This is a genomic window from Streptomyces sp. NPDC001070, from assembly GCF_053598835.1.
Window position 1 is genome coordinate 1 of the sequence record NZ_JBSFLB010000021.1, and the last position, 26,158, is coordinate 26,158.

Annotated in this window: 26 protein-coding genes; 15 read left to right on the forward strand and 11 right to left on the reverse strand. The window is 71.8% G+C overall.

The window, feature by feature from the left end; all coding sequences use genetic code 11:
- Positions 1-75: 75 nt before the first annotated feature.
- Positions 76-684 carry an NAD(P)H:quinone oxidoreductase gene (wrbA, locus tag ACWDAS_RS24635; RefSeq protein WP_450394653.1) on the reverse strand — a complete coding sequence of 203 codons (609 nt, stop codon included), beginning with the start codon at positions 682-684 and terminating at the stop codon, positions 76-78.
- Positions 685-1,024: 340 nt separating this feature from the next.
- Between wrbA and ACWDAS_RS24640 the strand changes: the two genes are divergently transcribed.
- Both ACWDAS_RS24640 and ACWDAS_RS24645 read left to right on the forward strand, forming a co-directional pair.
- Entirely contained in the window at positions 1,025-1,501 is a 477-nt protein-coding gene (locus ACWDAS_RS24640) for a MarR family winged helix-turn-helix transcriptional regulator (RefSeq protein ID WP_450394655.1), read from the forward strand.
- Between the two features lie 128 nt (positions 1,502-1,629).
- Entirely contained in the window at positions 1,630-2,184 is a 555-nt protein-coding gene (locus ACWDAS_RS24645) for a CGNR zinc finger domain-containing protein (protein ID WP_450395059.1), read from the forward strand.
- Positions 2,185-2,384: 200 nt separating this feature from the next.
- On the opposite strand, the gene ACWDAS_RS24650 is transcribed toward ACWDAS_RS24645, so the two are convergent.
- The 3 genes from ACWDAS_RS24650 to ACWDAS_RS24660 are packed head-to-tail and all read right to left on the reverse strand — an operon-like array spanning position 2,385 to position 4,196.
- Positions 2,385-3,116, reverse strand: a complete 732-nt coding sequence (locus ACWDAS_RS24650) for a cytochrome b/b6 domain-containing protein (protein ID WP_450394657.1) — start codon at positions 3,114-3,116, stop codon at positions 2,385-2,387.
- Positions 3,055-3,786 (reverse strand): molybdopterin-dependent oxidoreductase, encoded by a 732-nt coding sequence (locus ACWDAS_RS24655; RefSeq protein WP_450395061.1) that lies wholly within the window; start codon positions 3,784-3,786, stop codon positions 3,055-3,057. The genes ACWDAS_RS24650 and ACWDAS_RS24655 overlap by 62 nt, the downstream gene beginning before the upstream one ends.
- Before the next feature lie 2 nt (positions 3,787-3,788).
- On the reverse strand, positions 3,789-4,196 hold the full coding sequence (locus tag ACWDAS_RS24660; protein WP_450394660.1) for a GMC oxidoreductase: 408 nt from the start codon (positions 4,194-4,196) through the stop codon (positions 3,789-3,791).
- A 751-nt stretch (positions 4,197-4,947) separates the two neighbouring features.
- On the opposite strand from ACWDAS_RS24660, the gene ACWDAS_RS24665 reads away from it, so the two are divergent.
- From ACWDAS_RS24665 to ACWDAS_RS24685, 5 genes are all read left to right on the forward strand, one after another.
- Entirely contained in the window at positions 4,948-6,912 is a 1,965-nt protein-coding gene (locus tag ACWDAS_RS24665; protein WP_450394663.1) for an N-acetylmuramoyl-L-alanine amidase, read from the forward strand.
- Between the two features lie 122 nt (positions 6,913-7,034).
- Complete coding sequence (locus ACWDAS_RS24670; RefSeq protein ID WP_450394665.1) at positions 7,035-7,499, forward strand: hypothetical protein; 465 nt, start codon at positions 7,035-7,037, stop codon at positions 7,497-7,499.
- Positions 7,500-7,635: 136 nt separating this feature from the next.
- Positions 7,636-9,108 (forward strand): glyceraldehyde-3-phosphate dehydrogenase, encoded by a 1,473-nt coding sequence (locus ACWDAS_RS24675; protein WP_450394668.1) that lies wholly within the window; start codon positions 7,636-7,638, stop codon positions 9,106-9,108.
- 151 nt (positions 9,109-9,259) lie between these two features.
- Entirely contained in the window at positions 9,260-9,808 is a 549-nt protein-coding gene (locus ACWDAS_RS24680) for a hypothetical protein (protein WP_450394671.1), read from the forward strand.
- Positions 9,775-10,005 (forward strand): GNAT family N-acetyltransferase, encoded by a 231-nt coding sequence (locus ACWDAS_RS24685; protein WP_450394673.1) that lies wholly within the window; start codon positions 9,775-9,777, stop codon positions 10,003-10,005. Before ACWDAS_RS24680 ends, ACWDAS_RS24685 begins: the two co-directional genes overlap by 34 nt.
- Positions 10,006-10,066: 61 nt before the next feature.
- Here the strand turns inward: ACWDAS_RS24685 and ACWDAS_RS24690 are convergent, their stop codons facing one another.
- Positions 10,067-10,648: a TetR/AcrR family transcriptional regulator gene (locus ACWDAS_RS24690; protein WP_450394675.1), complete on the reverse strand. Its 582-nt coding sequence runs from the start codon at positions 10,646-10,648 to the stop codon at positions 10,067-10,069.
- Between the two features lie 88 nt (positions 10,649-10,736).
- On the opposite strand from ACWDAS_RS24690, the gene ACWDAS_RS24695 reads away from it, so the two are divergent.
- Together ACWDAS_RS24695 and ACWDAS_RS24700 are read left to right on the forward strand one after the other, a co-directional pair.
- The gene (locus tag ACWDAS_RS24695; RefSeq protein ID WP_450394678.1) at positions 10,737-11,105 is read left to right on the forward strand and encodes a DUF4267 domain-containing protein; all 369 of its coding nucleotides are present in this window, start codon (positions 10,737-10,739) and stop codon (positions 11,103-11,105) included.
- Between the two features lie 64 nt (positions 11,106-11,169).
- Entirely contained in the window at positions 11,170-11,661 is a 492-nt protein-coding gene (locus tag ACWDAS_RS24700) for a cupin domain-containing protein (protein ID WP_450394681.1), read from the forward strand.
- 95 nt (positions 11,662-11,756) lie between these two features.
- Here ACWDAS_RS24700 and ACWDAS_RS24705 read toward each other — a convergent pair whose 3' ends face one another.
- Both ACWDAS_RS24705 and ACWDAS_RS24710 read right to left on the reverse strand, forming a co-directional pair.
- On the reverse strand, positions 11,757-12,251 hold the full coding sequence (locus tag ACWDAS_RS24705) for a universal stress protein (protein ID WP_450394682.1): 495 nt from the start codon (positions 12,249-12,251) through the stop codon (positions 11,757-11,759).
- A gap of 55 nt (positions 12,252-12,306) precedes the next feature.
- Complete coding sequence (locus tag ACWDAS_RS24710) at positions 12,307-13,197, reverse strand: universal stress protein (protein ID WP_450394685.1); 891 nt, start codon at positions 13,195-13,197, stop codon at positions 12,307-12,309.
- Positions 13,198-13,368: 171 nt separating this feature from the next.
- On the opposite strand from ACWDAS_RS24710, the gene ACWDAS_RS24715 reads away from it, so the two are divergent.
- A complete protein-coding gene (locus ACWDAS_RS24715; protein ID WP_450394688.1) occupies positions 13,369-13,989 on the forward strand; it encodes a PadR family transcriptional regulator in 621 nt (206 codons plus the stop codon).
- Between the two features lie 89 nt (positions 13,990-14,078).
- Here the strand turns inward: ACWDAS_RS24715 and ACWDAS_RS24720 are convergent, their stop codons facing one another.
- Positions 14,079-14,687 (reverse strand): hypothetical protein, encoded by a 609-nt coding sequence (locus ACWDAS_RS24720; protein ID WP_450394690.1) that lies wholly within the window; start codon positions 14,685-14,687, stop codon positions 14,079-14,081.
- 109 nt (positions 14,688-14,796) lie between these two features.
- Entirely contained in the window at positions 14,797-15,900 is a 1,104-nt protein-coding gene (locus ACWDAS_RS24725) for a LacI family DNA-binding transcriptional regulator (protein ID WP_450394692.1), read from the reverse strand.
- A 106-nt stretch (positions 15,901-16,006) separates the two neighbouring features.
- On the opposite strand from ACWDAS_RS24725, the gene ACWDAS_RS24730 reads away from it, so the two are divergent.
- The gene (locus ACWDAS_RS24730; protein WP_450394695.1) at positions 16,007-18,280 is read left to right on the forward strand and encodes a glycoside hydrolase family 3 N-terminal domain-containing protein; all 2,274 of its coding nucleotides are present in this window, start codon (positions 16,007-16,009) and stop codon (positions 18,278-18,280) included.
- A 78-nt stretch (positions 18,281-18,358) separates the two neighbouring features.
- On the opposite strand, the gene ACWDAS_RS24735 is transcribed toward ACWDAS_RS24730, so the two are convergent.
- Together ACWDAS_RS24735 and ACWDAS_RS24740 are read right to left on the reverse strand one after the other, a co-directional pair.
- Positions 18,359-18,787, reverse strand: coding sequence for a type II toxin-antitoxin system Rv0910 family toxin (locus ACWDAS_RS24735; RefSeq protein WP_450394696.1), 429 nt, complete (start codon positions 18,785-18,787; stop codon positions 18,359-18,361).
- 316 nt (positions 18,788-19,103) lie between these two features.
- On the reverse strand, positions 19,104-20,408 hold the full coding sequence (locus tag ACWDAS_RS24740; RefSeq protein ID WP_450394698.1) for a ThuA domain-containing protein: 1,305 nt from the start codon (positions 20,406-20,408) through the stop codon (positions 19,104-19,106).
- Between the two features lie 581 nt (positions 20,409-20,989).
- Here ACWDAS_RS24740 and ACWDAS_RS24745 point away from each other — a divergent pair.
- The 4 genes from ACWDAS_RS24745 to ACWDAS_RS24760 all read left to right on the forward strand — a co-directional run bounded on the left by ACWDAS_RS24745 (position 20,990) and on the right by ACWDAS_RS24760 (position 26,066).
- Complete coding sequence (locus ACWDAS_RS24745) at positions 20,990-23,221, forward strand: RICIN domain-containing protein (RefSeq protein ID WP_450394700.1); 2,232 nt, start codon at positions 20,990-20,992, stop codon at positions 23,219-23,221.
- 293 nt (positions 23,222-23,514) lie between these two features.
- The gene (locus ACWDAS_RS24750) at positions 23,515-24,936 is read left to right on the forward strand and encodes a ricin-type beta-trefoil lectin domain protein (protein ID WP_450394703.1); all 1,422 of its coding nucleotides are present in this window, start codon (positions 23,515-23,517) and stop codon (positions 24,934-24,936) included.
- 73 nt (positions 24,937-25,009) lie between these two features.
- A complete protein-coding gene (locus ACWDAS_RS24755) occupies positions 25,010-25,705 on the forward strand; it encodes a pyridoxine/pyridoxamine 5'-phosphate oxidase (protein WP_450394704.1) in 696 nt (231 codons plus the stop codon).
- A gap of 199 nt (positions 25,706-25,904) precedes the next feature.
- Positions 25,905-26,066 carry a hypothetical protein gene (locus ACWDAS_RS24760; RefSeq protein ID WP_450394707.1) on the forward strand — a complete coding sequence of 54 codons (162 nt, stop codon included), beginning with the start codon at positions 25,905-25,907 and terminating at the stop codon, positions 26,064-26,066.
- The last annotated feature ends 92 nt before the right edge of the window (positions 26,067-26,158 follow it).

Below are 26,158 nucleotides of genomic sequence, written 5' to 3' on the forward strand. Positions count from 1 at the left end.
GTGGCGAGGACGCCCTCGACCGTGGTCCCCGCCTGCATCCGTACCTGGGGCCCGGTGGCCACCGCGGTGCGGGGGTCAGGCCGCCTTGAGCCGCGCGGCGACCTGGACGACGCGCTCGGCCTGGATGCGGGCGGCGGTACGGGTGGTGTCGTCGACGGGGTTCTGGCCCTGGCCGTCGGCGTGGGAGGTGCCGTAAGGGTTGCCGTCGACGAACTTGTTGGGGTCGGTGAAGCCGGGGGTGACGGTGATGCCGCCGAAGTGGTGAACGGAGTTGTACAGGGCCAGCAGGGTGGATTCGTGGCCGGCGTGGGCGGTGGCGGTGGAGACGAAGCCGCTGTAGACCTTGTCGGCCAGCTTGCCCTGGGCCCACAGGCCGCCGAGGGTGTCGATGAACTGCTTGAGCTGCGAGGAGACGTTGCCGAAGCGGGTGGGGGTGCCGAAGATGACGGCGTCGGCCCACTCGACGTCCTCGGGGGTGGCCACCGGCACGCCGGCGGTGGCCGCGTGGTTGGCGGCCCAGACCGGGTTGGAGTCGATCGCCGACTGCGGGGCCAGCTCGGCCGCCTTGAGCAGCCGGACGTCGGCACCGGCCTTGACGGCGGCGTCGTGCAGTTCCTTGGCGATCTCGCTGATGGTGCCGGTGGACGAGTAGTAGACGATGGCGAGCTTGACGGGGGTGGCCACTGTAGGCACTCCGTTTCATTGCTTGTCGATGGGAGATAGTCGAGCCGGTGGACTAGTCGACCGGTCGTCTATTTGAAAGTAGATGACCGGTCGACAATAGTCAAAGGAGTGCCGGTTCGAGTTTCGGAACCCGGAGGTCCCTGCGCCGTCGGCCCCGGCACGCGGACCGGCCCGTGGGCGCACGTCATACGCGCCGATCCGGCGGCGCGGTCGCCTCGGACGCCCTGCGGCCGCTCGGCGGCGGGGCGGGGAAGTGTCTGCTCGCAGGCGTGTTGAGGGTCGCTGATTGCCGCGGCAAGTGGGTGGCGTCATTGACCTGTCAAGAAGCTAAAGTGGGGGCATGTCGTCCGAAGAGCAGCGGTTGCAGCCCCTCAACGCGAGTGAGGAAGCCTTTGTGCGTGCGCTGGGACGGGTGCTGCTGGCGCTGCCCCGCGCCGTCGACGCCGACATGCTCCAGGGCGCGGGGCTGCCGCTCTCGGAGTACACGCCCCTGATGTACCTGTCCGAGGCCCCCGCGCGGGCGATGCGGATGAGTGAGCTCGCCGCCGTCTGCAGCCTTTCCCTCAGCGGCATGACCCGCGTCGTCATCCGGCTCGAGAAGCGGGGCTGGGTCGAGCGGATCAAGTGCAGCGAGGACGGGCGCGGGTGGAATGCCGTTCTCACGGAGGCCGGCCTGGCTCGCCTGGACCAGGCCTGGCCGACGCACCTCGCCAGCGTGCGACGTCACCTCGTCGACCACTTCAGTGGCCAGGACCTCTCCGGGCTCACCGCCAGCCTCAGGCGTGTCGCGGCGGCCGGCGATACGCACCACGACTGATCCCTGCCGGGGTCGACCGGGGGCGGTGATCGCGCCCGCGATCCCGTGCCCCGCCCCCGCGACCGCCCTCAGGACAGCGAGCCGCACTCCTTGCCCTCTTGTGCGTCACCTGTCAAAATGGTGACATGATGCATGCCTTCCCGTGCGGTACCCCCGTGCTGGACTTCGTGGGAACCCTGCGCAGACGCCGCAACGCAGAGCCTCTGGAGATGCTCACCACGCCGGAGAGCCTCGACGCGTGGTTCCGAGAGTCCGGACTCGTCGACGGCGAGACGCACTGTCTGCCGTCCGACGTGCAGGACGCGGTGTCCCTCCGGGAGGCGATCTACGCGCTCGTCAGGGCCGGGCTGGCGAACGAGGACTATGACGCCGACGCGCTCGCCCTGGTCAACGCCATGGCGCGTACGCCGTCTGCGATCCCGCAGCTCACCCGGGAGGGGAGGCGGGTCGAGGCGACCGCGCAGCAGGCGCTGTCGTCGGTGGCCCGCCAGGCCATCCGGGTGGTCAGCGGGCCGGAGCTGTCGCTGATCAAGGAGTGCAGCAGGCCGGAGTGCACGCAGATCTACGTCGACCGGTCGCACGGCAGCCGCCGGGAGTGGTGCGCCATGGACCCGTGCGGAAACCGGGTGAAGGCGGCCGCCTACCGCGCGCGGAAGAAGGCCGCGGCGTCGGCGGGTCAGTAGCGGTCCAGGTGCGCTGCGGCCGGGGTGTCTCGCCGCGGCGGCCACGTCCGGGGCACAGTGCGCTTGCGCGTATGTCCTTTTTTCGGGGCGGTGGTCATGGGTGCTGCTCGATTCCGGCCCCGGTCGGGCGCGTTCGATGACAGCTGATGCATACAAGACGACCGGTCGCCCAAATAACGTGGGCGACCGGTCGTCGAGTGTCAAAGGCCCGGGGTGCGCCGCTCACTCGCGACGCGCGGCGCTCCCGCTTCCCGCCCCGCGCCCGGCCGGTCCTCCTCCAGCCAGTGCGGATGCCACCGCCTCGCCCAGTCGCGCGCGACGAACCCCGTGCGCATCCCGAGCCGCGCCTCGGGATCGCGGTACGCCATGCGCATGTGGCCGATCACCACCACGGCGACGGCCCAGGCCAGGACATCGTGGACGAAGATCGCACTCGTACGGGAGATCGCCGGCAGCAGACCCGTGAACCACATCAGCAGGCCGGTGGCCATCATGACCAGGACGGCCCCGGCGAGCCAGCCCGCGTAGATCTTCTGCCCCGCGTTGAACTTGCCCGCGGGGCGCATGGACGGCGAGGTCAGGCGCCGGCGGACGGATCGCAGCCACTGCCGGTCGTAGCCGGTGAAGCGGTTCAGCCTGCGCAGGTCGGCACGGAAGGCGGGTGAGACGAGGCCGAGCAGGAAGGGTAGCGGCAGCAGGATGCCCGACCACTCGTGGACCGTCGCGACGAGGTGACGGCGCCCCACCAACTGGGCCAGTGGCCCCAGGTACAGACAGGCCGCGGTCGCCAGGCAGAGCAGCATCAGCACACCGGTGGCGCGGTGCACCAGGCGCTCGGCCGGGCTGAACCGGAGGACGTGCCCGGAGCGTTCAGGTCGCGGCGGCGTCGCCACCGCGCCGGTCGGCTCCGTCGAGCCAGCCGTCGACGTCATAGCCGTACTCCTCCCAGTAACCGGGTATGACCTCGTCGGTCACGGTGATTCCGGACAGCCACTTCGCCGATTTGTAGAAGTACATCGGGGCCACGTAGAGGCGGACAGGGCCGCCGTGCTCGTGACTGACGGGCTTGTCCTGCATCTTCAGGGCCAGCAGCACATCGGCGCGGCGTGCCTGGGAGAGCGTCAGGCTCTCGGTGTAGACGCCGTCGAAGCAGGTGAAGTGGATGGCCTTGCCGTCGGGACGCACCCCGGCGGCGTCCAGGAGATCCGAGAGCCGCACCCCCTCGAACGGGGTGTCCGCCACCCGCCAGCCGTCGGTGCACTGCACGTCCCGCACGATCCGGGACTGCGGGAGCGCGCGCAGGTCGTCGAGTGTGTACGTCCTCGGGCGGTCGACGAGACCGTTGACCTTGAGCCGGTAGGTGCTCGCGTCCTTGCGCGGCACCGAGCCCACGACGCTGTAGTACCGGAAGCCCCCCGGGTTGGGCAGCACGCCGGTGAGCCCGGTGGGGTCGACCTGAGAGGCGGAGCCGAGGAACTTCTCCCAACCGCGCTGCAACCAGGGCGCGGCGGCGACGCCGGCGGCCCCGGCACCCAGCATTCCGAGCATCGCCCGGCGCGCCACCGGAGTGCCCTCGGCGGTCTCGTTCTCCTGATCGGCCATGGTCACCGCGCCTCCTTCCGCGTGATGAACGCGGCGGCCCGCTCCGCGATGGCGTACACCGTCGCGTTGGTGTTGCCCGAGACGATGGACGGCATGACGGAGGCGTCGGCGACGCGCAGGCCGTCGACCATGGCGTTGACGGCCGACGAACCCCCGAGGCCCCGGCCCCGCGCCAGCGGGACGGACGTCCCGGTGGACGCCTGCTCGGTCGTGCGCTCGCCCCAGTTGTACGAGGTGCCCAGCAGCAGGGGCCAGGCGGGGGGAACGGGCATCACATCGGGCACCTCGGAGCTGCCCGCCTCCAGCAGGAGTACGCGGGCGCCGTCGTCCTCGGACAGGCGCGCCGCCAGCACACTGCCGGCCGTGCCTGCGCCCACCACGACGTAGTCGTATTCCGCAGCCTGGCTCACGAAGCCTCTCCTCGGTGTCTTGCTCCTGGCGCGACGCGATGATCGCCCTCGTCACCTACCGAAACGGTGATGACCATCGCATGGCGTTATATCACCTGTCAAGGAAGTGACGATTCGGAGGGTTTTGCGTCTCGATCCGGCGGGGCCTGGTGGCGGTTGTCCGGACGTGCGCGATATGTGAACCACTTACTTGCATGGTGCAGCACATTCTTGGTCTACTTGCTTGCGGCAGCAAGCATCTCGGGCCGGGTTCCGGTTCCGCGATCCCTCCCTCCGGGCAGCCCGTCCGGGCAGGGGGGACCTCGTGGGATTCCGCAGTCGCGTGGTGCCCGGCCGGCGTACGCCGCGGAATGTGCGGCGTGCTGGTGGATTACGTCTGCCGGCGCGGGATGTGCGCTGCTTCGGTTCTCGAAATACGTGCGCACGGGCGCGGGAGTTGAGAGTGGGCCCCAGAAATTCCGCCGATGGACCTGTGCGGTTGTCCGGTTCGTCGTTCGGCGGACGTGGCCGGCCGTTGGCGTATGAAGGTCCATGCGCCGGTGATGTCCCCTTCGGGGCGGCACGGGTCGGCGCCGTCCACCGGGCCCGTGACTCCGCGCCAAGTCGACTGATTTGGCCGAATGCTGACGGTGCCTCAATCCGGGGAGATCGCCGCGAGTAGAATCCGCGAGCCTTTCGGAGGCCGGCAGCACGTCACATCGGACCGTTGTCGCGGGAATCGACCCCCTTCATTCCACATTTGGGATCTTTGATGACATCAGACACATCCATACGCCGGCGCGCGTCGCGGCGCAGGCCGGCTCTGCGGGCCGCGGTCGCCGCGCTGGCCGTCGCGGGCTCGGTCGCCGTGCCGCTGACGGCGCGGGCCACCGGCGCGCCCGCCCCGGCGGACACCGCTCGGCAGCACGACTTCGCGGCGGCGGCCGCCGAGTACGGGGTGCCGGAGCAGGTGCTGCTGGCCGTGGCGTACCAGGAGTCGGCGTGGGACGGGCACGCGGGCGCGCACAGCGCGAGCGGTGGCTACGGCCCGATGCACCTCACCGACGTCACGACGGAGATGGTGGCCGGTGGTGGCGCCGGAGCGGCCGGCCGCAGCGACATCGCGTCCTTCGTCGCCGACCCGGCCCTGCACACCCTCCAGGCCGCGGCGAAGCTCACGGGTCTGTCCGCGCGGGAGCTGAGGAACGACCCGTCAGCCAACATCCGCGGCGGCGCGGCGCTCCTCGCGTCGTACCAGAAGGCCACGGCCGGAACCGCCTCCGCCGACCCCGGCGACTGGTACGGGGCCGTGGCCCGTTACAGCCAGGCCTCGCAGCGGCAGGGCGCCCAGGCGTTCGCCAACCGTGTCTTCGCCACCCTGGCCAAGGGCGCCGGCCGTACCACGACGGACGGCCAGCGGGTCAGCCTGGCCGCCATGCCGCAGGTCGAGCCCGCCAAGGCCCAGCTGGCGAAGCTGCACCTGAAGGCCGCGGCGACCGCCGACGTCGAATGCCCCACCACCGTGGACTGCACCTTCGTGCCGGCGGCGTCGAGCAACGGCCAGGTGTCCAACCGGCCCGCCAACGGGATCCGGATCGACACCATCGTCATCCACGACACCGAGGGCTCGTACGAGTCCGCCATCGCCACCTTCCAGGCCCCGGGCAGCACGACCGCCTCGCACTACGTGATGCGGTCGTCGGACGGCGCGGTGACGCAGATGATGCCGACGAAGGACCTCTCCTTCCACGCGGGCAACTACTCCACCAACATGCACTCCATCGGCATCGAGCACGAGGGCTTCGCCGCGCACGGGGCCGACTGGTACACCGAGGCGCAGTACGAGGCCACGGCGGAGCTGGTGAAGTACCTGGCCGGGCGCTTCGGCATCCCGCTCGACCGGCAGCACATCCTGGGCCATGACAACGTTGTCGGCCCCGCGTCGTCCTATGTCGCGGGCATGCACTGGGACCCGGGCACCGCTTGGGACTGGGAGCACTTCATGGCCCTGCTCGGCGCGCCCGTCACGGGCAAGCACGGGGTCGGTGACATCGGCTCGGTGGTGACCATCGCCCCCGGCTTCGAGCGGAACCAGCAGACCGCCGAGATCTGCCCGTCCGAGGACCCGACCGGTGCCACCCCTGAGTGCACCAAGGTGACGCAGGCGTCGAACACCCTGTTCGTGCGCACCGCCCCCAGCAGCACCGCGCCCCTCTTCGGGGACCCGGCGATCCACTCCGGTGCCGCCGGCACCGACCGGATCAACGACTGGGGCAACACCGTGCAGGCCGGCCAGCAGTTCGTGGTCGCCGACAAGGAAGGTGCCTGGACCGCCATCTGGTTCAGCGGCTCGAAGGTGTGGTTCTACAACCCGTACGGCTGCAACACCGTCCCGGCGCACGGGGGCTACACCATCGTCAAGGCCGGCGTGACACCCGCCACGCCGCCCGGCAAGGTCTACGGCACCAGCTACCCGGACGCCTCGGAGTACCCGGCCGGGTACGGCGCCTCCTCGCAGGCCCCGCTGAGCATGTACAGCATCCCGTCCGGCCAGGCGTACGTCGCCACCGCGCCGGCGGCCCTGACCGACGACTACTTCAAGGGTGACGGCAAGGTCGTCTTCGGGGCCAAGAAGATGTACACGATCCAGTACAACCACCGGGTCGCCCTGGTCTACGCGGGCGACGTCATCGCGACCGAGCTGCCGGCGCGCAACGATCCCGGCACGGGTCGCTGACGTAGGCACGCGCCGAGAGTGAGGCCCGCCGGCCCCGGCCCGCGGGCCTCACCCGCACGTGACGTCCCGGCCTCGCTTCGCCTCGATCCACCGCCTCGCCTGCACGACTTCTGGAGCCACAGGTGCGCACAGCACTCCTGCCCGCCGTATTCGCCACCACCGTCACCCTGGGCATGTTCGCCGTGTCGTACGCGGACGCACCACGGTCCGGCGGGCGGGCGGTGACGGCGACCCCGGCGGAGAACCTGCGGGTCGGCGCCGTCTGCTCCTCGCGCTTCGCCTTCGCCACCGACGTCTCGTGCGGCCTGCTGGACTTCGGCGACGTGCGATTCCACTGCTCCGCCCCGCACGACGTCCTGTGCCCCAGGACCCGTTCCGTCACGCTGGAGAACGTCGGGAGGAGGCCGGTCACGCTCGTGGCGGTCAGCGGATCGGCGCCCGGGCAGAGGCACGAGACGGTCTCCCGCACCCTGCCGAGCGGAGCCCGGCAGGTCCTGGCACCCCGCGCGGACGACACGTATCTCTACGACATCCTTCTGCGCGCGGACACCGGCCTGGCGGCCGTGGGCGTCATCGGGATCTCCTGACCTCCGCCCGCGGGCTGGTCTGCGGGCCGGGGTCGGGCTCCGTCCGCGGTCCGGTGGACCCGGGAGGGACCCGGTGGATGATCAAAGTGGCGGGCTGGTTAACATATGAGCACCGCCTAGCTCGAAAGATAAGCCTGTGACTGTCAACGAGGACTCGTTCACCGACTGGAAGAACCGCGAGGAGATCGCGGAATCGATGATTCCGATCATCGGGAAGCTGCACAGGGAGCGGGACGTCACCGTCCTCCTCCACAGCCGCTCCTTGGTGAACAAGTCGGTGATCAGCATCCTCAAGGCCCACCGGTTCGTCCGGCAGATCGCCGGCGAGGAACTCTCCGTCACCGAGACCCTGCCGTTCCTCCGTGCCCTGACCACGCTCGATCTCGGTCCGTCGCAGATCGACATCGGCATGCTCGCCGCGACCTACAGGGCCGACGACCGCGCCCTGTCCGTGGAGGAGTTCACCGCCAGGGCCGTCGCCGGAGCCACGGGGGCCAACAAGATCGAGCGCCGGGAGCCGCGCGACGTCGTCCTCTACGGATTCGGCCGCATCGGCCGCCTCCTCGCGCGCCTGCTCATCGAGAAGGCCGGCTCGGGCAACGGCCTGCGGCTGCGCGCCATCGTCGTTCGCAAGGGCGCCGGCCGGGCCGCCGAGGACCTCGTCAAGCGCGCCTCGCTGCTGCGCCGTGACTCCATCCACGGCCAGTTCCAGGGCACGATCACCGTCGACGAGGCGAAGAGCACGATCATCGCCAACGGCAACGAGATCAAGGTGATCTACGCCGACGACCCGGCGTCGGTGGACTACACGGCCCACGGCATCAAGAACGCCATCCTCATCGACAACACCGGCAAGTGGCGCGACCGCGAGGGCCTGTCGCAGCACCTGCGCCCCGGCGTCGACAAGGTCGTCCTCACCGCGCCGGGCAAGGGCGACGTCCCGAACGTCGTCCACGGCGTCAACCACGACATGATCAAGCCGGACGAGCAGATCCTCTCCTGCGCCTCCTGCACCACCAACGCGATCGTCCCGCCGCTGAAGGCGATGGCGGACGAGTACGGCGTGCTGCGCGGCCACGTCGAGACGGTCCACTCGTTCACCAACGACCAGAACCTGCTGGACAACTACCACAGCTCCGACCGGCGCGGCCGTTCGGCGCCGCTCAACATGGTCATCACCGAGACCGGTGCCGCCTCGGCCGTCGCCAAGGCACTGCCCGACCTCAAGGCCAGGATCACCGGCAGCTCGATCCGCGTGCCGGTGCCGGACGTCTCGATCGCGATCCTCAGCCTGCAGCTCGGGCGCGAGACCACCCGGGAGGAAGTCCTCGACCACCTCCGCGACGTGTCGCTGAACTCGCCGCTCAAGCGCCAGATCGACTTCATCAGCGCCCCCGACGCCGTCTCGAGCGACTTCATCGGCTCGCGCCACGCGTCGATCGTCGACGCGGGGGCCACCAAGGTCGACGGCGACAACGCCATCCTCTACCTCTGGTACGACAACGAGTTCGGCTACTCCTGCCAGGTCATCCGGGTCGTCCAGCACGTCTCCGAGGTGGAGTACCCGACCTACCCGGCCCCGGTGGCGGGCGGCGCTTCGGACGTGTGACGGACCGGCGCGCCGGCCGGGGTCCGTCAGGACGGGTCCCGGCGGCGTGCCGGCGAGCCGCCGCGGCCCCCTAATTCGTTTGCGAGTCCGGTCCGGCGACCGCAGCATGGGCCGGATGATAACCAAGTCGCCCTCGACAGGCGCGAATTAAGTGGCCCCGCCGCAAGGAGGGCGCGCGACACTCAACGGCCCGGACGGGCTGCCGGTACTGACGTACGTCGAGGGGGTCCGCGACGGCCGTCCCCGGGCCGACCTCGCGGAGGCGGTGGGGCCCGACCCCGTGCCGTCCGTTCTCGCCGGGATGCCGGGCTGGGCCGTCTCGGGGTCCGTGGAACTCGGCGGGGAACTGGTCCGGCACGGTGCACGCGTCATGCGGCACGCCCACACCATGCAGCGCGATCTGGTCGCCGACCCCCCGATGCCCGAGTGGTCGTCCTCGCTCCTTCCGGACGGACTCCACCCGCCGTCCTGCGACCGCGAGGCCCGCGAGCTGTTCCCGGCGTTGCGCGCCGCCCTCCCCCCGGGCACCCCGACCACCACCCCGGGAGCGACGACCAGGCCCTCGACTCCCTGCTCGTCCCGCTGCTGGCGGGCGAGGTACTCGGACCGGTCCTGCCGTGCAGCGTCCTGGCCGTCGACGCGGCCGATCGCGTGGTCGCTGGGGTCGTGGTCACCGATCGCGACGGCCTTCCGTGGATAGCGACGGTCTTCCGACGGCCGGATCCCCGCTGCGCGGGCCTCGGATCCCGGCTGCTGCGCCGCGTGCTCGCCGACGCCGCGTCCCGCGGCCTGACGCGGATCGGGCTGGCGGTGAGCGACGCCAATCCCCCTCGCCGCCTCTACGAGCGGCTCGGGTTCACGGTCACCCGTACGTCGCTCACCGTCCTTCTTCCCTGACATGGGGAATCCGCGACCGCCGTGCACCGGCCGGGCGGACGGCCGGTCAGCGGACGAGCGGTCAGCGGACCCTGGCGAAGCACCCGATCAGCAGGGCGAGGCGGCGGCCTGGTGCCTCCTCCGGCAGACGGCCGCTGCGCATGAGGGTGACCAGGCCGTGCAGCCCGGCCCAGTAGGTCTCCGTGAGGAGCCCCGGGTCATCGCCGGGGCCCGCGATCGGCTCGACGGCCCGGAGCAGTTCGCCGAACGCGTCGCGCAGGGCCGCCGGCGCCTCCGGGGTGGCGAAAGGCAGGCCGACGCTGTGCGTGAACATCGTGTCGTAGAGGGCCGGCCGCCGCCGGGCGAACGCCGTATAGGCCTCGCCCACCGCGGCGAGGACCTCCCGCGGGGCCGTCGCCGCGGTGCGCGCCGCCCGCAGTTCGCCCGCCATCTCCGCGAAACCGTGCACCGCGACGGCCGCCATGATGGCGTCCTTGCCCTTGAAGTGGCTGTACAGGACGGGCTGGCTGTACTCGATCTCGGCGGCCAGCCGTCGTGTGGTGACCGCGTCCCAGCCCTCGGCCTCGGCCAGTTCCCGCGCGGCGGTGATGATCAGCTGCTCGCGCTCCGCTCGCTCGTGCTCCCGGCGCGTCCGGATCGACATGATGGAAATTCTAGCATCGCTAGACCTTCTGTCGATGCTCTGCTAGCTTCGCTCTTGACTCTAGCGCTGCTAGCGAGGAGAAGCGGACGTGACCACCACCGCGTACACCCTGGCCATCGTGCTCGACCTGTTAGTCCTGTTCATCGGGGCCCGGTTCCTGCTCCAGCCCCGCCCTGCGGCCGCCGGCTACGGCGTGCCCGCCAAGCCGGACGGCGACGCCGCCTACCTCACGATCAAGGGGCTGCGGGACGCCACCCTCGGCGTGATGGGCCTGGCCCTGCTCGCCTTCGCGGGTGCCCGGGCCGAGGCCTGGTTCATGCTCATCGTGGCGCTCACCCCGCTCGGCGACACCCTGATCGTCCTGCGCAATGGCGGCCCCAAGGCGGTCGCCTTCGGAATCCACTTCGCCACCGCAGTCGTCGTCCTGATCAGCGCCGCCCTGCTCTTCACCGTGTGACCAGGCAGACCCGCCAGACCCGTCAGTCCGGCAGACCCGTCAGAGCCCGCACAAGGAGCCCGCAATGTCATTGATCGTGCCCGACTTCGACACATCCGTGATCGTCCGCTCCGCCGAGGCCGAGGTGATCGGCCGCGCCCCGACCACCGTCCGGCTGCTGGCGGACAGCAGCTCGACAGGCGGCGCGCTCTCGACGCAGCGCGTCACCCTGGCCGGCGGCGCCGACGGCGCCCGGCCGCACCGGCACGACGCGTCGGCCGAGATGTTCTACATGCTCGACGGCGAGGCCCGGTTCCTGTCCGGTGACGAGGTCGTCACCGCCGGAGCCGGCGACCTGGTCGTCGTGCCGCCCGGCCTCCCGCACGCCTTCGCCGCCGCTCCCGGATGCGACGCCGACATGCTGATCGTCATCACCCCCGGCGTCGAGCGTTTCGAGTACTTCCGCCACCTGCAGCGCATAGGCCTGGGCGAGGCCGGTCCGGAGAGCCTGCTGGAGGTGCAGGAGCTGTACGACACCTATTTCCTGCAGAGCGCGGCCTGGAACGACCGCCGCTGAGCCGGACCGCTCGGGTCCCCGGGTGCCGCCCAGGCGAGCGGGCGCCCGGGGCCGGCGCGGGCGCCGGCCGAATCCCGGCGGGCTCGCGCCCTCGGTCACGGGCCCGTCGCGGGCTCATGCCCCCGGACGATCACGACCGGGCAGGGCGCGTGGTGGGTGCAGTGCCGGCCCACCGATCCCAGGACCGCCTCCGTGAACCCGCCGTGCCCGCGGTTGCCGACCACGAGCAGCGCCGCTCCCGCGGCCGCATCCAGCAGGACGCCCGCAGGGGTGCCGCACTCGACCCACTTGCGGATCTCCACGTCCGGCTCGGGGCCGGCCACCTCGCTGACGCTGTCGTCCAGCACCCGCGCGGCGGCGTCGTCGAGACCCAGGGTCCCGTCCGTGGGCGGCATCCAGCCGAGCGAACCGTGGAACTGCGGGAACTGCCATGCGATCACGGCGTCGACGACGCCGTGGACGAGTGACGCCTGCCGCAGGGCCCACGCGAGCGCCTCCTTGGAGGAGGCCGAACCGTCGACGCCGACGACGATCCGGGGCTCCCGCGCCCGCCGTCCGGCCGACGCCGTCTCCTGACGATCGGTGTGCACTTCGCCTCCCGCCATGTCCGTTCCCGGGGCCGGTCCGCCTGACGGCGCCGGACGTCTACGAGTCCTGCCGGTCCGGAAGCGGGACGGCGATGACCGGGCAGCGCGCGTGGTGCAGAACGCCCTGGCTGACGGAGCCCAGGAGCATGCCGGTGAAACCGCCGCGCCCCCGCGTACCGACCACCAGGCCCAGCGCGCCGCCGGACGCCTCGGTGAGCACCTGCACCGGATGGCCGCGCACGACCTCCTGGTCCAGTTCCACCTCGGGGTACGTCCCGCTCCGGCCGGCGACCGTCTCGGACAGCAGGCGGCGGGCATCGCGTTCCGCGGCCTCCTCGTCCATCGCGCCGAGCAGCGGGGGGCGCCACGCGTGCAGGGCCCTCAGGGCCGCTCCGTGAAGGGCCGCCTCCTCGAACGCGACGTCCACGGCGGCGGCGGAGTGCGGGCTGCCGTCGACGGCGACCACGAAGTGCGGCGGCTGCCGGGGGACGGGCTCCGGTTCGGGGACCACGACCACCGGGCAGCGGGCGTGCGCGATCACCGGCAGGGCCACCGACGCGGAGGTGAACAGCTCCTGCGCGGTGCTCAAGTGCCATGAGCCGAGTACGACCAGGGCGGCGTCCTGCGCCTGCTCGCGTACGACCCACGCCGGCTGTCCCTCGGCCAGCAGCCCCGACACCGCCACCTTCGGGTGGCGGGACTCGACGAACGCGACGGCCTCCTTGAGGACCCGGTCGCCCGCCGTGTGCAGCGCCTCGTTCCACTCCTCCCAGGACGGCCTCACCTCCCCGGACCGGTACCCACCCGTCGGCACCCCCTGGGAGTGCACCAGGCGCAGCGGCAGCCCGCGCAAGTCCGCCTCCTCGGCGGCCCACGCGAGCGCCATGCGCTTGCCGGGATCGGGGTCGACGCCGACGACGACGGGCCGACGCCCCTGCGCGTTCGCCACAGCCACCTCCGGTCGGGTCGGGCACGATCCCCCCGTCTCCCCAGCGTGACCCCCGTCCCGGACCGCCGCCATCGGGTGCGCGGGAGACCCCGGCGAAGAGCCTTGCCATGCGACTGTTGCCGATATATCGTTGAAGCATCGCGACAGTTCAACGATGGAAGGAGCGTCATCATGCGTTCCCACGGACACGGACACTTCGGGCCCGGCCATCACGGCCGTGGCGACCACGAGCACGACCACGAGCAGCGGCGGGCGGCCTTCGGTCCGTTCGGCCCGCCGCCCTTCGGCGGCGGACCCTGGGGACCCGGGCCGTGGCACGGCGGACGGGGAGGCAGGGGAGGCCCTCGGGGGAGGGCGCGGCGCGGTGACGTGCGCGCCTCGATCCTGGCGCTCCTCGCCGACCGGCCGATGCACGGCTACGAGATGATCCAGGAGATCGCCGAGCGCAGCGGCGGTGCGTGGAAGCCGAGCCCCGGCTCGGTCTACCCCACCCTGCAGCTGCTGGAGGACGAGGGCCTGATCAGCAGCGCGTCGGAGGGCGGCAAGAAGCTCTTCACGCTCACCGAGGCCGGCCGCACCGAGGCTGAGGCGGGGCCGGACGCCCCGTGGGAGGAGGCCGGGCGCGGCATCGACTGGGAGGCCATGAACGAGATCCGCAAGGCGGGCGCCGGCCTGGTCGACGCCTTCCGGCAGGTCTGGGCGACCGGTACGCCCGAGCAGCGCGACAAGGCGCTCGCCGTGGTCAACGAGGCCCGCAAGAAGCTCTATCTGATCCTCGCCGACGAGGACTGACGCCCCTGGCGGGGGCGGGGGAGAGCCCCGTACGCCGGTGGCCCGGGACGCGCTCGTGTCCCGGGCCACCGGCGTTGTGCGCGCGGCGGCTACGGGCAGTCCTCGCCGAACTTCACGGCCTTGAACGAGACGGGCTGCCCCTTCAGCCGGGTGCCCGCGGCAGGCGACTGCGCGCACACCTTCCAGTTGCTCTCCAGGAGGATGAACCGGCCCTGTCCCGAGACGTCCTCTGCCGTGATGCTGGTGGAGTCGGTCAGCGACGCGCGGGCCGCCTTCAGGGACCTGGCCGTGAAGTCGGGCATGGTCGAGCCCGCCGAGGCGGGCGGGGGAGCGTCTCGGGCCGGACAGCCCTCCTCGAGCTTGACGGTGCCGAAGTCGACGGTGGCGGTGATGGGTTGACGCCCCGGCGCGGGACGCTGGAAGCAGACCTTCCAGTCGCGGTCCCAGACCTGGTCGCGGCCGCGGCCCAGCGCGTCGTGCGAGTCGAGGCGGTGGAAGCCGAGCGACTGGGCCCTGTCCTGGGCGGCCTGCAGACCCATGCCGGTGAAGGAGGGCAGCTCGGCCGGTGTGCCGGCGGCCGAAACTCGCGCGGACGGCCGGCCGTCGCCGGTGGTGCCGCCGTCGGCGGGATCGCACGCGGTCGCCGCGGCGGCGAGCACGGCGAGCGCGAGGGTGGCGGCGCTACGGGTGATGTGCATGGGCGGGGCTCCCCCTGTCGATCCGTCGGCCCGGCGTGGCCGGGGCAAGCGGTACCGTACCCGGGCGGAACGGATCAATGCCGCACTGTCACCCGTTGGTGACGGCCGGTCAGGGGGTCGGCCCGGGCCGGGCGGCCCGGGCCCCGCACGTCCCCCGCACCACCAGTCGCGTCGGCAGCACCCGCGGCGGGAGCGGACGTGCGGGCTCCGGCCCGAGCAGGTCGCGCAGCGCCGCGACGGCCGCGGTGCCCAGCGCCCGGTGGTCCTGGGCGACCGTGGTGAGCGCGGGGCGCACGAGGGCGGCGGCGTCGATGTCGTCGAAGCCGACGACCGCCAGGTCGCCGGGGACGGAGTGGCCCGCGTCGGCCACGGCGTGGACGGCGCCGATCGCCATCAGGTCGCCCGCGGCGAACAGCGCGGTCGGGGGATCGGGGAGGGCGAGCAGCCGCTGGACCGCCCGGCGTCCGCTGTCGAGGAAGAAGTCCCCCGTGACGACGTACTCCTCCGGGACCGGCAGGCCGAGTCGCGCGCACGCGGTGCGGAACCCCGTCAGCCGCTCGGCTGCGGGGGCGAGCTCGGGCGGTCCGGTGACGGTGGCGATCCGGCGGTGGCCGAGAGCGTGCAGGTGGGCGACGGCCGCCTCGGCCCCGGCCGTGTTGTCGGAGGCGACGCTGACCGTGCGCGGGCCGTCGAGGGCGACGTCGAGCCCGGCGCAGGGGATGCCCGAGGCGGCCAGCGCGCGCAGGGCGCGGTCGTCGGCGGGCCGGCCCATCGCGATGACGCCTCCCAGGCTGTGGCGCCGTACGGCCTGGACGTACGTCGTGTCCGGGTCGTCCGGTCCGGCCGTGGTGAGCAGCATGAGGTGGTAGCCCGCGTCGGACAGGGCGGTGCGTACGGAGCTCAACAGGCCCTGGAGGAAGGGGTGGTGGAGTCCGCGCGACTCGTGGGCGGTGTCCCACAGCAGGCCGATGGTGTCGGAGCGGCGCCGCACCAGGGTGCGGGCGGGCTCGTTGGGCGCGTAGCCCAGTTCGCCGGCCAGCCGCCGGATGCGTTCCCGGGTGGCCTGGCTGACCTCGGCCCGGCCGTTGAGCGCGCGCGACACGGTCGCGGTGGACACCCCGCTGCGCCGGGCGAGTTCCCGGAGGGTGATCGGCGGGCCGGTCCTGGGCGGGGGTACGGAGGACGGATCCTCCTGCATTCGCAGCACGGTCACAGTCTTGACGATATGTCATGTCGCCGTCAGGCTTTCGGTGCGACAGCAGCCGGAAACGTTTACGGCCAGTGCCCGGAAGGGCCCGGACAGGAACGGGATGCCTGCGATGCCAACGAACGAACCGCGCACACGCCTCCTCCGCAGCCGGTTGAGAAACCTCCTCGTCCTCTCGACCGCCGCGGCCTGCGCCGCCGCGGTCGCCTCCGTACCCGCCCGCGCCGACGGGCCCGTCTACACCCGGGCCGGAGCGCCCGTGGAACTGCGCGTGAAGGACCTCCTCAAGCGGATGACGCTGCAGGAGAAGATCGGCCAGATGGACCAGATCGCCGTCGCCCGCATCCAGGGCGACTGCGAGTGGAGCGGCGGCGAGCTCAACGAGAGCTGCATGAAGACCGTCCTCGCCGACTACCCCGTCGGCTCGGTGATCTCCGGCGGCGGCATGACCCCGGCCAAGAACACGCCCCAGGACTGGGCGAAGATGGTCAACGCCGTGCAGAAGTACGCCATCACCAACTCGCGTCTGCACATCCCGATCCTGTACGGAGTCGACGCGGTGCACGGCCACAACAACGTGCTCGGCGCCACGGTCTTCCCGCACCAGATCGGCCTCGGCGCCACCTGGGACCCGGCCACGGTCAAGGACTCCGCCGCCGCGACCGCCCGCGCGGTCTCCGCCACCGGCATCGACTGGAACTTCGCCCCCGTCGCCGACCTCGCCCGCGACCAGCGCTGGGGCCGGTACTACGAGACCTACGCCGAGGACCCGCTGCTCGCCGGCACCCTGGCCGCCTCCGCGGTCACGGGCATCGAGCACGCCGGAGCGTCCAAGCGGGTCGCCGCCACCGTCAAGCACTACGGCGGCTACTCCGAGCCCTCCAACGGACACGACCGGGTGCCCGCCGACGTCTCCGTCCGCTACCTCCAGGACACCCTCCTGCCCTCCTACCGGCAGGCGGTGCAGGCGGGCGCCAAGACGGTCATGGTCAACTCCGGTGCCGTCAACGGGGTGCCGGCCACCGCCTCGGCCTACCTGCTGACCAAGGTGCTGCGCGGGCAGTGGGGGTTCAAGGGCGTCACCGTGAGCGACTGGGAGGACGTGCGCGCCCTCCAGACCCGCTACAGGATCGCCGCGGACTACCCGGAGGCGATCGCCCTCGCCGTCAACGCGGGGCTCGACATGGCGATGGAGCCGTACTTCGCCAAGGAGTGGAGCACCGGGCTGAAGACGGCTGTGGACCGCGGGCTGGTGTCCACGCGGCGCATCGACGAGGCCGTCGGCCGGATCCTGCGGATGAAGTTCGAGCTCGGTCTCTTCGAGCACCCGTACGTGGATCCCGCCAAGGCCGACAAGGCCGTGCTCGGTACGGACACCGCCCTCGCGCGGCAGGCCGCGGCCGAGTCGCAGGTGCTGCTGCGCAACGAGGGCGGCGTGCTGCCGGTGCGCGCGGGCGCGAAGCGGATCGTCGTGGCCGGCTCGTACGCGGACGACATCAACGACCAGGCGGGCGGCTGGACGATCGGCTGGCAGGGCGTGCCGGACGGGGTCGACCTGCCGGGGACGACCGTCCTGGAGGGCATCCGCGCAGCCGCGCCCTCCGGTACCGAGGTCGTGCGGGCCGATACCGCGGACGAGGCGGTGGCGCAGGCGAAGGACGCGGACCTGACCGTCGTCGTGGTGGGTGAGAAGGCCGCCGCCGAGGGCGCCGCGGACAGCCCGCGGCCCGAGCTCTCGGCCGACCAGCAGGCGCTGGTCAAGAGCCTGAAGGCGAGTGGCAAGCCGGTCGTCACCGTGGTCGTGGCCGGACGCCCGCTGGTCCTCGGCGACGCGGCGGGCACCGACGGCCTGCTGATGTCCTGGCTGCCGGGCACCGAGGGCGGCGGCGCGGTCGCCGACGTGCTGTTCGGCAAGGTCAACCCCAGCGGGCGGCTGCCGGTCTCGTGGCCGAAGGACATCGGCAACGAGCCCATGTACTACCAGCAGTTGCCGGGCACGAACGGCGGCCTCGAGTCCTCGTACGACGCGCTCTACCCCTTCGGCGCGGGTCTGTCCTACACGACGTACGCCTACGACGCCCTCACGGCGGACGCCAAGGGCGTCAAGGTGACCGTCTCCAACACCGGCGCGCGGGACGGCGACCTGGTGGTCCCGGTGTACGCGTCACGGGCGGTCAGCCGGGTGCTGTGGCCGGCGCGGAAGCTGGTCGCCTTCACCAAGGTGCACCTGAAGGCGGGTGAGAGCAGGACCGTGCGCCTGGACTTCGCGCGCGGCGCGCTCGCCGTGACGCCGGGCGACATCGACGGCGCGGGAACCCCTCGGGTCGAGCGCGGCACGTACACCTTCACAGTGGGGGACAAGAGCGCCGACGCGGTGCTGCGTTAGGCGCCGGACGCCGGGGACCGCGAGCGTGACCGCTCGCGGTCCCCGGCTTCCGGGTTCCTCCCCGCAGGGCTTCCGGTGCTACTCGACGAGGCCGGCGAGCTTGCGCAGCGACTCGTTGAGCGCGGCGGTGGCCGTGTCCTTGAGCTTGCCCGCCATGAGGGCCACCGCCGCGCCGTTGAAGGCGCCGTCGATGCGGACGTCGGTGTGGTCGCCGTCCGGCGTCAGGCGGTAGCGGGTCTGCAGGTCCACGGCCATCGGGCCCTTGCCCGTGATCTCGAAGCCCCGCCCGGGCTCGACGGATGTGACCTCCCAGGTCACCTCGGCCGGGAAGCCCATCAGCTTCATGTTCTCCCGGTAGGTCGCGCCGGGCTCCAGCGGCGCCGGGCCGCCGTCGGGGAAGCCGGTGTGGGTGGTGCTCCACTGCGTGTGCGAGCTGAAGTCGGTGAGGGTGTGCCAGACCTTCTCGGCCGGAGCAGCGATGCGGGCCTGTGCGGAGACCTCGGCCATACGACCACACTCCCTTGTGTCGGCGAGTGAGCGGAACGTAACGGCCGCGGCTGGAAGTTTCAATACTGATGAACAGTCAGAAAATGTGACGGTGCCCGGCGGTGTCCGTGCGGCGCGTCAGGGCAACGGTCCGTCGTACTCCGGCCGCGCCTTCTCCACCTCGCCCATGTGGGCCTGTCGTCCACCCGGCCCGCCGGCTCGTCACCCCAGGCTCCCCGGAGCCGCGCCGGGCGGCCGGCGAGGGCCCACTCCTGGGTGAACGCGGCCGTCCGTGCCCGGCTGCGCGGGACGGACGGCCGCACACGATCGTCCGGTGTCAGGGGCGGACGACGAGCTGGAAGGACTGGGCGGCGGAGCCGTCGCACGGGCGCTGGACCAGCTGGGTGCCGCCGGGGTCCCCGGTGGGGGCGGTGAGGCACTTGCCGCTGTGGCGGGCGGTGAAGTGGTAGCGGCCGCCGGTCTCGGCGACGGGCTTCCACTGCTGGTTGGCGCCGCCGCCGTACGCCCACAACTGGAGCGGGGCGTTGTCGGCGGTGGAGACGTCCGTGACGTCCACGACCTTCGTCGTGTCGTTGCGGGCGGCGAGGCGGGCGTAGCCGCTGTCCGTGCCGAGGACGTGGAAGTCCTGGGCGGTGGTGGAATTGCAGGTGTACTGCTGGATCGCGGTGCCGTTGGCCGTGGCGGCGGCGCGGGCGTCCACGCAGCGGCCGCTGCCGGCGTTGACCAGGGAGTACCACGCGGTCTCGGAGATGGGGTCGGAGGGGGCGGGGTCACCCGTGGAGCCCGCGCCGAGCCACTTGAGGCCGTCGAGGAGGAAGGTGTTCTGGGTGGCGCTGGCGAAGGTCGACGACAGCGGGGTGTCGGTGTCGTAGTTCATCGCGTTGTGGCCGAAGTTGGCGTACAGCATCCGGTACTCGGTGTTGGTCCACAGGATCGGGTAATAGCCGCTGTACCAGGACTGGTTGGGGTCGGTGCCCAGCGGGAAGCTCACCGGGTCGACGGACGCCAGGATGTCGATGTCGGGGTTGGCGCGCAGGTCGTTGCTCCAGCTGTACCACTCGCTGACCGACGAGGTGAACGTCGCCGGCAGGTGCGTGGTCGCGGGGTGGGTGCGGTCCTCGGTGCGCAGTACGGCGGTGGTCGGGCCCCAGGTGTTGGAGCGGAAGTTCCCGCTGCCCAGGAACTGGTCGTAGTACCAGGGCCAGCTCTGCGCGTCGGTGGTGAAGGCGGAGACGTGGAAGCCCATCCAGGCGCCGCCTCCGCGCATGTACGCCTCGAAGCCGGCGCGCTGGGCGGCGCTCTGCGGGGCGTCGTCGAGGAAGAGGACGACCTGGTACTGCTTGAGGGCGGCGCTGTCGGTGAGCAGGTTCCAGTCGGTCGTCGAGGTGTACGTGAAGCCGTTCGCCGCGCCGGCCTGCGGGAACCACTGGTTGGCTTCCTTGACGAAGCTGATGTGGGCGGCGTCCCAGGTGCCGTTGTAGAACGCCAGCACCTTGAAGGGAGCGGCCCCGGCGGCACCGGGGGCGGCCGTGGCAGGGGCGGCGGTGACGCCCAGGAGGACGGCGAGCAGCAATAACAGGCGCGCGGCGGCGCGCCGCGCGGTGGTCGTGGCATGGGTCATGGGGGGAGGTCCTTCCCGGTCGGCGGGCGCGGGTGGGGGGCGCCGGTGGGGGAGCGAGGTGGGGGGAGGCGGTGGGGAGGCCTTCGTCAACTCGTGATTTAAGGAGTGAAGGAAGGGCGCAGTCAAGACTTTGGTACAGACCAGTAATGGCCGCCCAGATCGCGGCCGTTGATCAGCGGGTCCGAGTGACCGATCGGCCCGCGGAGGCCGGGCCGGACGGCTCTGCCAGGTGGAGGCGTTCAAGTGTTGACCTGCCCGGGGCCGTGCAGCCGGGGCGGCGGGGGGCTGCCGGACCCGCCACCATCTGCGCAAACGCCGTACACAGCAGTGGAGTTGGCGCCGCGTCACGGTTTCCCCGGCGTTCGGAATCCGTAGCGCGACCTCTTGACGTGTCCGCTGTGGAAGCCTAACTTCACGCCGTGAAGAAAGGTCGACAAGACCTTTGAGCTGCTGTCGCAGGCCGGGCGCGTGCGCCCGGCCACCCCCCCATTCCGTCATCACACGCCGTGCCGTCGCCCGCTTCGGCATGCCCGCGTACACCCCCCCACGGCGCCGCGCCCCGCGCGGCACAGGAGTCATCCATGAGAACCCTTGGAGCGCCGCCCCCCGGTGCCCCCGGCAGCGGCCGGATCCGACGCCGCGTCATACCGATCGCCCTGGGAGCCCTGTTCGCCTCGGGCCTGTCCGCCGTCGTGCTGACCGTCCCGCAGGCCCAGGCCGCCGCACTGCCCACCGGCTGGGTGACCGTCGCCGCCAAGCACAGCGGCAAGTGCGTCGACGCCGCCGCCGCGGGCACCGCCGACGGCACCGCGGTCCAGCAGTACGCCTGCAACGGGACCACCGCGCAGCAGTGGCAGTTCCAGGCCACGAGCGACGGATACGTGCGGGTCGACAACCGCAACGACGCGTCCAAGTCCTGGGACGTCACCGACGTGTCCACCGCCGACGGCGCCCCCGTCCAGCTCTGGTCGTACTCCAACGGGGCCAACCAGCAATGGCTGCCGGTCGAGGAGGCCGGCGGCACCTACCACTTCGTCAACCGCAACAGCGGCAAGTGCCTCGACGTGCCCGCCGCCTCGACCGCCGACAGCGCGCGCATCCAGCAGTACACCTGCAACGGCACCGCCGCACAGTCCTTCAGCCTCGGCTCCACCGACACGCCGCAGAACCCGCCCGGCACCCCCGACCTCGGCCCCAACGTCTCGGTCTTCGACCCGTCGATGTCGTCGGCCTCCATCCAGAGCCGGCTCAACCAGGTCTTCGGCCAGCAGGAGTCCAACCAGTTCGGCTCCCAGCGCTACGCACTGCTCTTCAAGCCGGGCAGCTACAGCGTCGACGCCAACGTCGGCTTCTACACCCAGGTCGCGGGCCTCGGCCTGTCCCCGGACGACGTGACGATCAACGGCGCGGTCCACGCCGAGGCCGACTGGTTCCAGGGCAACGCCACCCAGAACTTCTGGCGGTCCGCGGAGAACCTCTCCGTCAACCCGACCGGCGGCACCGACCGCTGGGCCGTCTCGCAGGCGGCCCCCTACCGCCGGATGCACGTCCGCGGCAACCTCAACCTGGACGACGGCGGCTGGTCGAGCGGCGGCCTCATCGCCGACTCCAAGATCGACGGCCAGGTGCGCTCCGGCTCGCAGCAGCAGTGGCTGTCGCGGAACAGCCAGTGGGGCAGCTGGACCGGTTCCAACTGGAACATGGTCTTCGTCGGCGACGTCAACGCCCCGGCCAACACCTTCCCGAGCCCGCCGTACACCACGGTCGCGCAGTCGCCGGTGACCCGGGAGAAGCCCTTCCTGTACGTGGACTCGACCGGTGCCTACAAGGTCTTCGTGCCCGCGCTGCGCACCAACACCCAGGGCACGACCTGGGCGGGCGGCAGCCCGGCCGGCAGTTCGCTGCCGATCGACCAGTTCTTCATCGTCAAGCCCGGTGCCACCGCGACCGACATCAACGGCGCGCTCGCCCAGGGCAAGAACCTGCTGTTCACGCCGGGCGTCTACCACCTCGACCAGACGCTCAACATCAACCGGGCCGACACCGTCGTACTGGGCCTGGGCCTGGCGACTCTCGTCCCCGACAACGGCATCACCGCCGTCAGCGTGGCCGACGTCGACGGCGTGAAGATCGCCGGGCTGCTCATCGACGCCGGCACCAGCAACTCGCAGACCCTGATGCAGGTCGGCCCGGCCGGCTCGACCGCGCGGCACACCGCCGACCCGACCTCGCTGCACGACGTCTTCTTCCGCATCGGCGGCGCTGGGGTGGGCAAGGCCACCCAGAGCCTGGTGGTCAACAGCTCGGACGTCATCGGCGACCACATGTGGCTGTGGCGGGCCGACCACGGCAGCGGCGTCGGCTGGACCAGCAACACCGCCGCCAACGGCCTGATCGTCAACGGCACGAACGTGACGATGTACGGCCTGTTCGTGGAGCACTACCAGCAGCACCAGGTGATCTGGAACGGCGACGGCGGCCGCACGTACTTCTTCCAGAACGAGATGCCCTACGACCCGCCGAACCAGGCCGCCTGGATGAACGGCTCCACCCGCGGATACGACGCCTACAAGGTCGCCCCCTCGGTGACCGGCCATGAGGCATGGGGCCTCGGCAGCTACTGCTACTTCAACGTCAACCCGTCCGTGGTCGCCGACCGGGCCTTCGAGGCGCCTGCGGTGTCCGGGGTCCGCTTCCACGACATGGTGACCGTCTCCCTCGGCGGCACGGGCACGATCAGCCACGTGATCAACAACAGCGGAGGTCCGTCCAACTCCGCCAGCAACGTGGCCGACTTGGTCTCCGGTCCCTGACCCCGGCCGGGAGACCCATGCGGGACCACCGCCGTCCGCGCAGCGGGCGACGGCGGCCCCGCCACCGGGCGTGCCCGCGATGCGGCGCGGGGATACGGCGCCCCGAACGGCCGCCCTGTGCAAAGGTCTTGACGCCGCGCTGGTCTAGTCCATAGCCTCTGCGGCCATCGGCTGTTCATGTAGTGATGTGTTGTTCGTATACGTGAACAGCAGAGTCAAGTCCCCCCAACCCTCCCCACGGCTTGCACCCCCCCACAACGCGCACCCCCTGCGCCCACGACAGGAGCCGTCCTGTGCTGAAATCCGCCGTCAGAGCCATTGCCGCCGCCCCCGCCGTCCTGGCCATGGCCGCCACCGCCGTCGTCGCCACCGGCGGCGGCGCGAGCGCCGCCGCCAACCCCGGGCCCGGCTTCCCCGCCCAGTACGCCGCGCCGTACGTCGAGACCTGGAATTCGCCCTCGGCCATGGCCAACGCCCGCAACGCCACGGGCCTGAAGTACTTCACGCTCGCCTTCGTCATCGACGGCGGCGGCTGCAACGCCATGTTCAACGGCGACACCCCGGTCACCGACGCCGGCTGGACCTCCGCGATCAACTCCCTGCGGGCCGCCGGCGGCGACGTCATCGCCTCCTTCGGCGGCGCCTCCGGCACTGAGATCGGCGTCGCCTGTACCAGCGTCGCTACGCTCAAGGCGCAGTACAAGAAGGTCGTCGACGCCCTCAACCTCACCCGCATCGACCTCGACATCGAAGGCGGCCAGCTCGACAACACCACCGCCAACGACCGCCGCAACAAGGCGCTCGCCCAGCTCCAGCAGGAGTACGCGGCCGCCGGACGCAAGCTCGACGTGCAGTACACCCTCCCGGTCAACCCGACCGGTCTGGAGTCCAACTCGATCAGCCTGCTGAACAACGCCAAGAGCAACGGGCTGAACGTCAACCTCGTCAACATCATGACGATGGACTACGGACCGGCCATGGACATGGGCAAGGCGGCCACCGACGCCGCCACCGCCCTGCGCAACCAGCTCGGGGCGATCTGGACCACCAAGACCGACGCGCAGCTGTGGGCGATGGAGGGCAACACCCCGATGATCGGGGTGAACGACACCACCGCGGAGACCTTCACCACCGGCAACGCCACCACGCTCGCCGACTTCGCCAAGTCCAAGGGCATCCAGGAGCTCGCCTTCTGGGCGGTCGGCCGCGACAAGGCCTGCGCCACCAACGGCCAGCTCTCCGACAGCTGCAGCGGCACCCCCCAGAGCGCCTGGCAGTTCTCGAGCATCTTCAACACCGTGACCGGCGGCGGCACCCCTCCGCCCCCCGGCGGCACCGGCCAGATCACCGGCCTCGGCGGCAAGTGCGTCGACGTCGCCGCCGCGAGCAGCGCCAACGGCACCGCCGTCCAGATGTACGACTGCAACGGCACCAGCGCCCAGCAGTGGACGGTGGGCTCCGACGGCACCATCCGCGCGCTCGGCAAGTGCATGGACCTCACCGCCGCGGGCACCGCCAACGGGACCAAGGTGCAGCTGTACGACTGCAACGGCACCGGCGCCCAGGTCTGGCAGCGCGGCAGCGGCGACACCCTGGTGAACCCCGCCTCCGGCAAGTGCCTGGACGTGACCGACAAGTCGACCGCCAACGGTGCCCGGCTGCAGATCTGGACCTGCGCCGGCGGCACCAACCAGCAGTTCCACCTCCCGGCCTGACGAGGCCGCACCGCCGCCGTCCGGCGCACCGCGCAACCGCGTGCGCCGGGCGGCCGCATGCCAGGATCGGACCGTGACCGACGACCAGGCCCCCGTGACCGCCGACGCCCTCCGGGAGCGCATGCGCTCCGCCCCTGTGCTCGCCGGGCCCCTCCCGCACTTCGACCCCGCCACGGCCGGGCCCGAACCGGGGCCGGTGTTCGCCCGCTGGCTCGCGTACGCCCTCGACGAAGGTGTGCCGGAGCCGCATGTCATGACCCTCAGTACGGCGGACGCCGCGGGCCGGCCCTCGGCTCGGGTGCTCATGCTGCGCGGCATCGACCTCGACCGACTCTCCTTCGACTTCGCCTCCGAGGCGGCCAGCCGCAAGGGCCGCGACCTGGCGGACCGCCCGTACGCCGCCCTCAGCTGGTACTGGCCGCGGCACGGCCGGCAGATCCGGGTGACCGGAACGGTCGCGATCCTGGGGCGGGCCGCCGCCCGCCGCGACTTCCTCGGCCGCCGCGAGGCCGGCCGGATCGCCGGCTTCACCGGCGTGATGAGCGCCCCGCTGAACGGGCGCGACGCGTACGAGGTGGCCCGCCGCCGGGCCACCGAACACATCGCGGCCCACCCCGAGGACGTGCCCGAGGGCCACACCGTCTACCGGCTGACCGCCGACGAGGCCGAGTTCTGGCAGGGCGCCCCCGTCCAGGGCCACATCCGCCTGCGCTACGTCCGCGACGCCTCCGCCCCCGGCGGCTGGACGCGCGGACTGCTCTGGCCCTGAGGAAGCGGACTGCTCCGGCCCCGAGGCAGGTGCCGAAGGCCGGACGGCGCCTTGGCCGGGCACGCCCGATCGGGGCGAGGTCGGCAGGATCGGGCAAGGGCGGCGGGCGGGTGGCACGCGTCCTGGGCTGCCTCGCGCAGCGCACGATCGGCTGCGGCATCGGCTGGCGCGGCTCCAAGGAGGACTCCGGCGCCCTCCCGTGCTCACCGCCGTCGACGACCCCGGGTGGAGCCCGGCCGCCGCCGCGGCCGTGCGTGGCGCCGCCCTCCGCGCGCGGGAGCGGGGCGCGCCGCAGGCCGACGGCACCGAACCGCTCGCGGCGCTCGTGGCCGACGGCGGAGCCGGGCGGCACAGCTGCTGAGGTCGGCGGGGTGGAGCCGGAGGCCCTGCCCTCGCGGGTGTTCCGGCAACGTGGTGAGGATGACAGTCGCTACCGGGGTGACGGTCCTGTCG

What these genes read in the sequence shown, in the direction of transcription:
- ACWDAS_RS24640 (WP_450394655.1), top strand. Translation starts at nt 1,025, where the DNA reads ATGTCGTCCGAAGAGCAGCGGTTGCAGCCCCTCAACGCGAGTGAGGAA.
- ACWDAS_RS24645 (WP_450395059.1), top strand. Translation starts at nt 1,630, where the DNA reads ATGCATGCCTTCCCGTGCGGTACCCCCGTGCTGGACTTCGTGGGAACC.
- ACWDAS_RS24650 (WP_450394657.1), bottom strand. Translation starts at nt 3,116, where the DNA reads ATGACGTCGACGGCTGGCTCGACGGAGCCGACCGGCGCGGTGGCGACG.
- ACWDAS_RS24655 (WP_450395061.1), bottom strand. Translation starts at nt 3,786, where the DNA reads ATGGCCGATCAGGAGAACGAGACCGCCGAGGGCACTCCGGTGGCGCGC.
- ACWDAS_RS24665 (WP_450394663.1), top strand. Translation starts at nt 4,948, where the DNA reads ATGACATCAGACACATCCATACGCCGGCGCGCGTCGCGGCGCAGGCCG.
- ACWDAS_RS24690 (WP_450394675.1), bottom strand. Translation starts at nt 10,648, where the DNA reads ATGTCGATCCGGACGCGCCGGGAGCACGAGCGAGCGGAGCGCGAGCAG.
- ACWDAS_RS24700 (WP_450394681.1), top strand. Translation starts at nt 11,170, where the DNA reads ATGTCATTGATCGTGCCCGACTTCGACACATCCGTGATCGTCCGCTCC.
- ACWDAS_RS24715 (WP_450394688.1), top strand. Translation starts at nt 13,369, where the DNA reads ATGCGTTCCCACGGACACGGACACTTCGGGCCCGGCCATCACGGCCGT.
- ACWDAS_RS24720 (WP_450394690.1), bottom strand. Translation starts at nt 14,687, where the DNA reads ATGCACATCACCCGTAGCGCCGCCACCCTCGCGCTCGCCGTGCTCGCC.
- ACWDAS_RS24730 (WP_450394695.1), top strand. Translation starts at nt 16,007, where the DNA reads ATGCCAACGAACGAACCGCGCACACGCCTCCTCCGCAGCCGGTTGAGA.
- ACWDAS_RS24735 (WP_450394696.1), bottom strand. Translation starts at nt 18,787, where the DNA reads ATGGCCGAGGTCTCCGCACAGGCCCGCATCGCTGCTCCGGCCGAGAAG.
- ACWDAS_RS24740 (WP_450394698.1), bottom strand. Translation starts at nt 20,408, where the DNA reads ATGACCCATGCCACGACCACCGCGCGGCGCGCCGCCGCGCGCCTGTTA.
- ACWDAS_RS24745 (WP_450394700.1), top strand. Translation starts at nt 20,990, where the DNA reads ATGAGAACCCTTGGAGCGCCGCCCCCCGGTGCCCCCGGCAGCGGCCGG.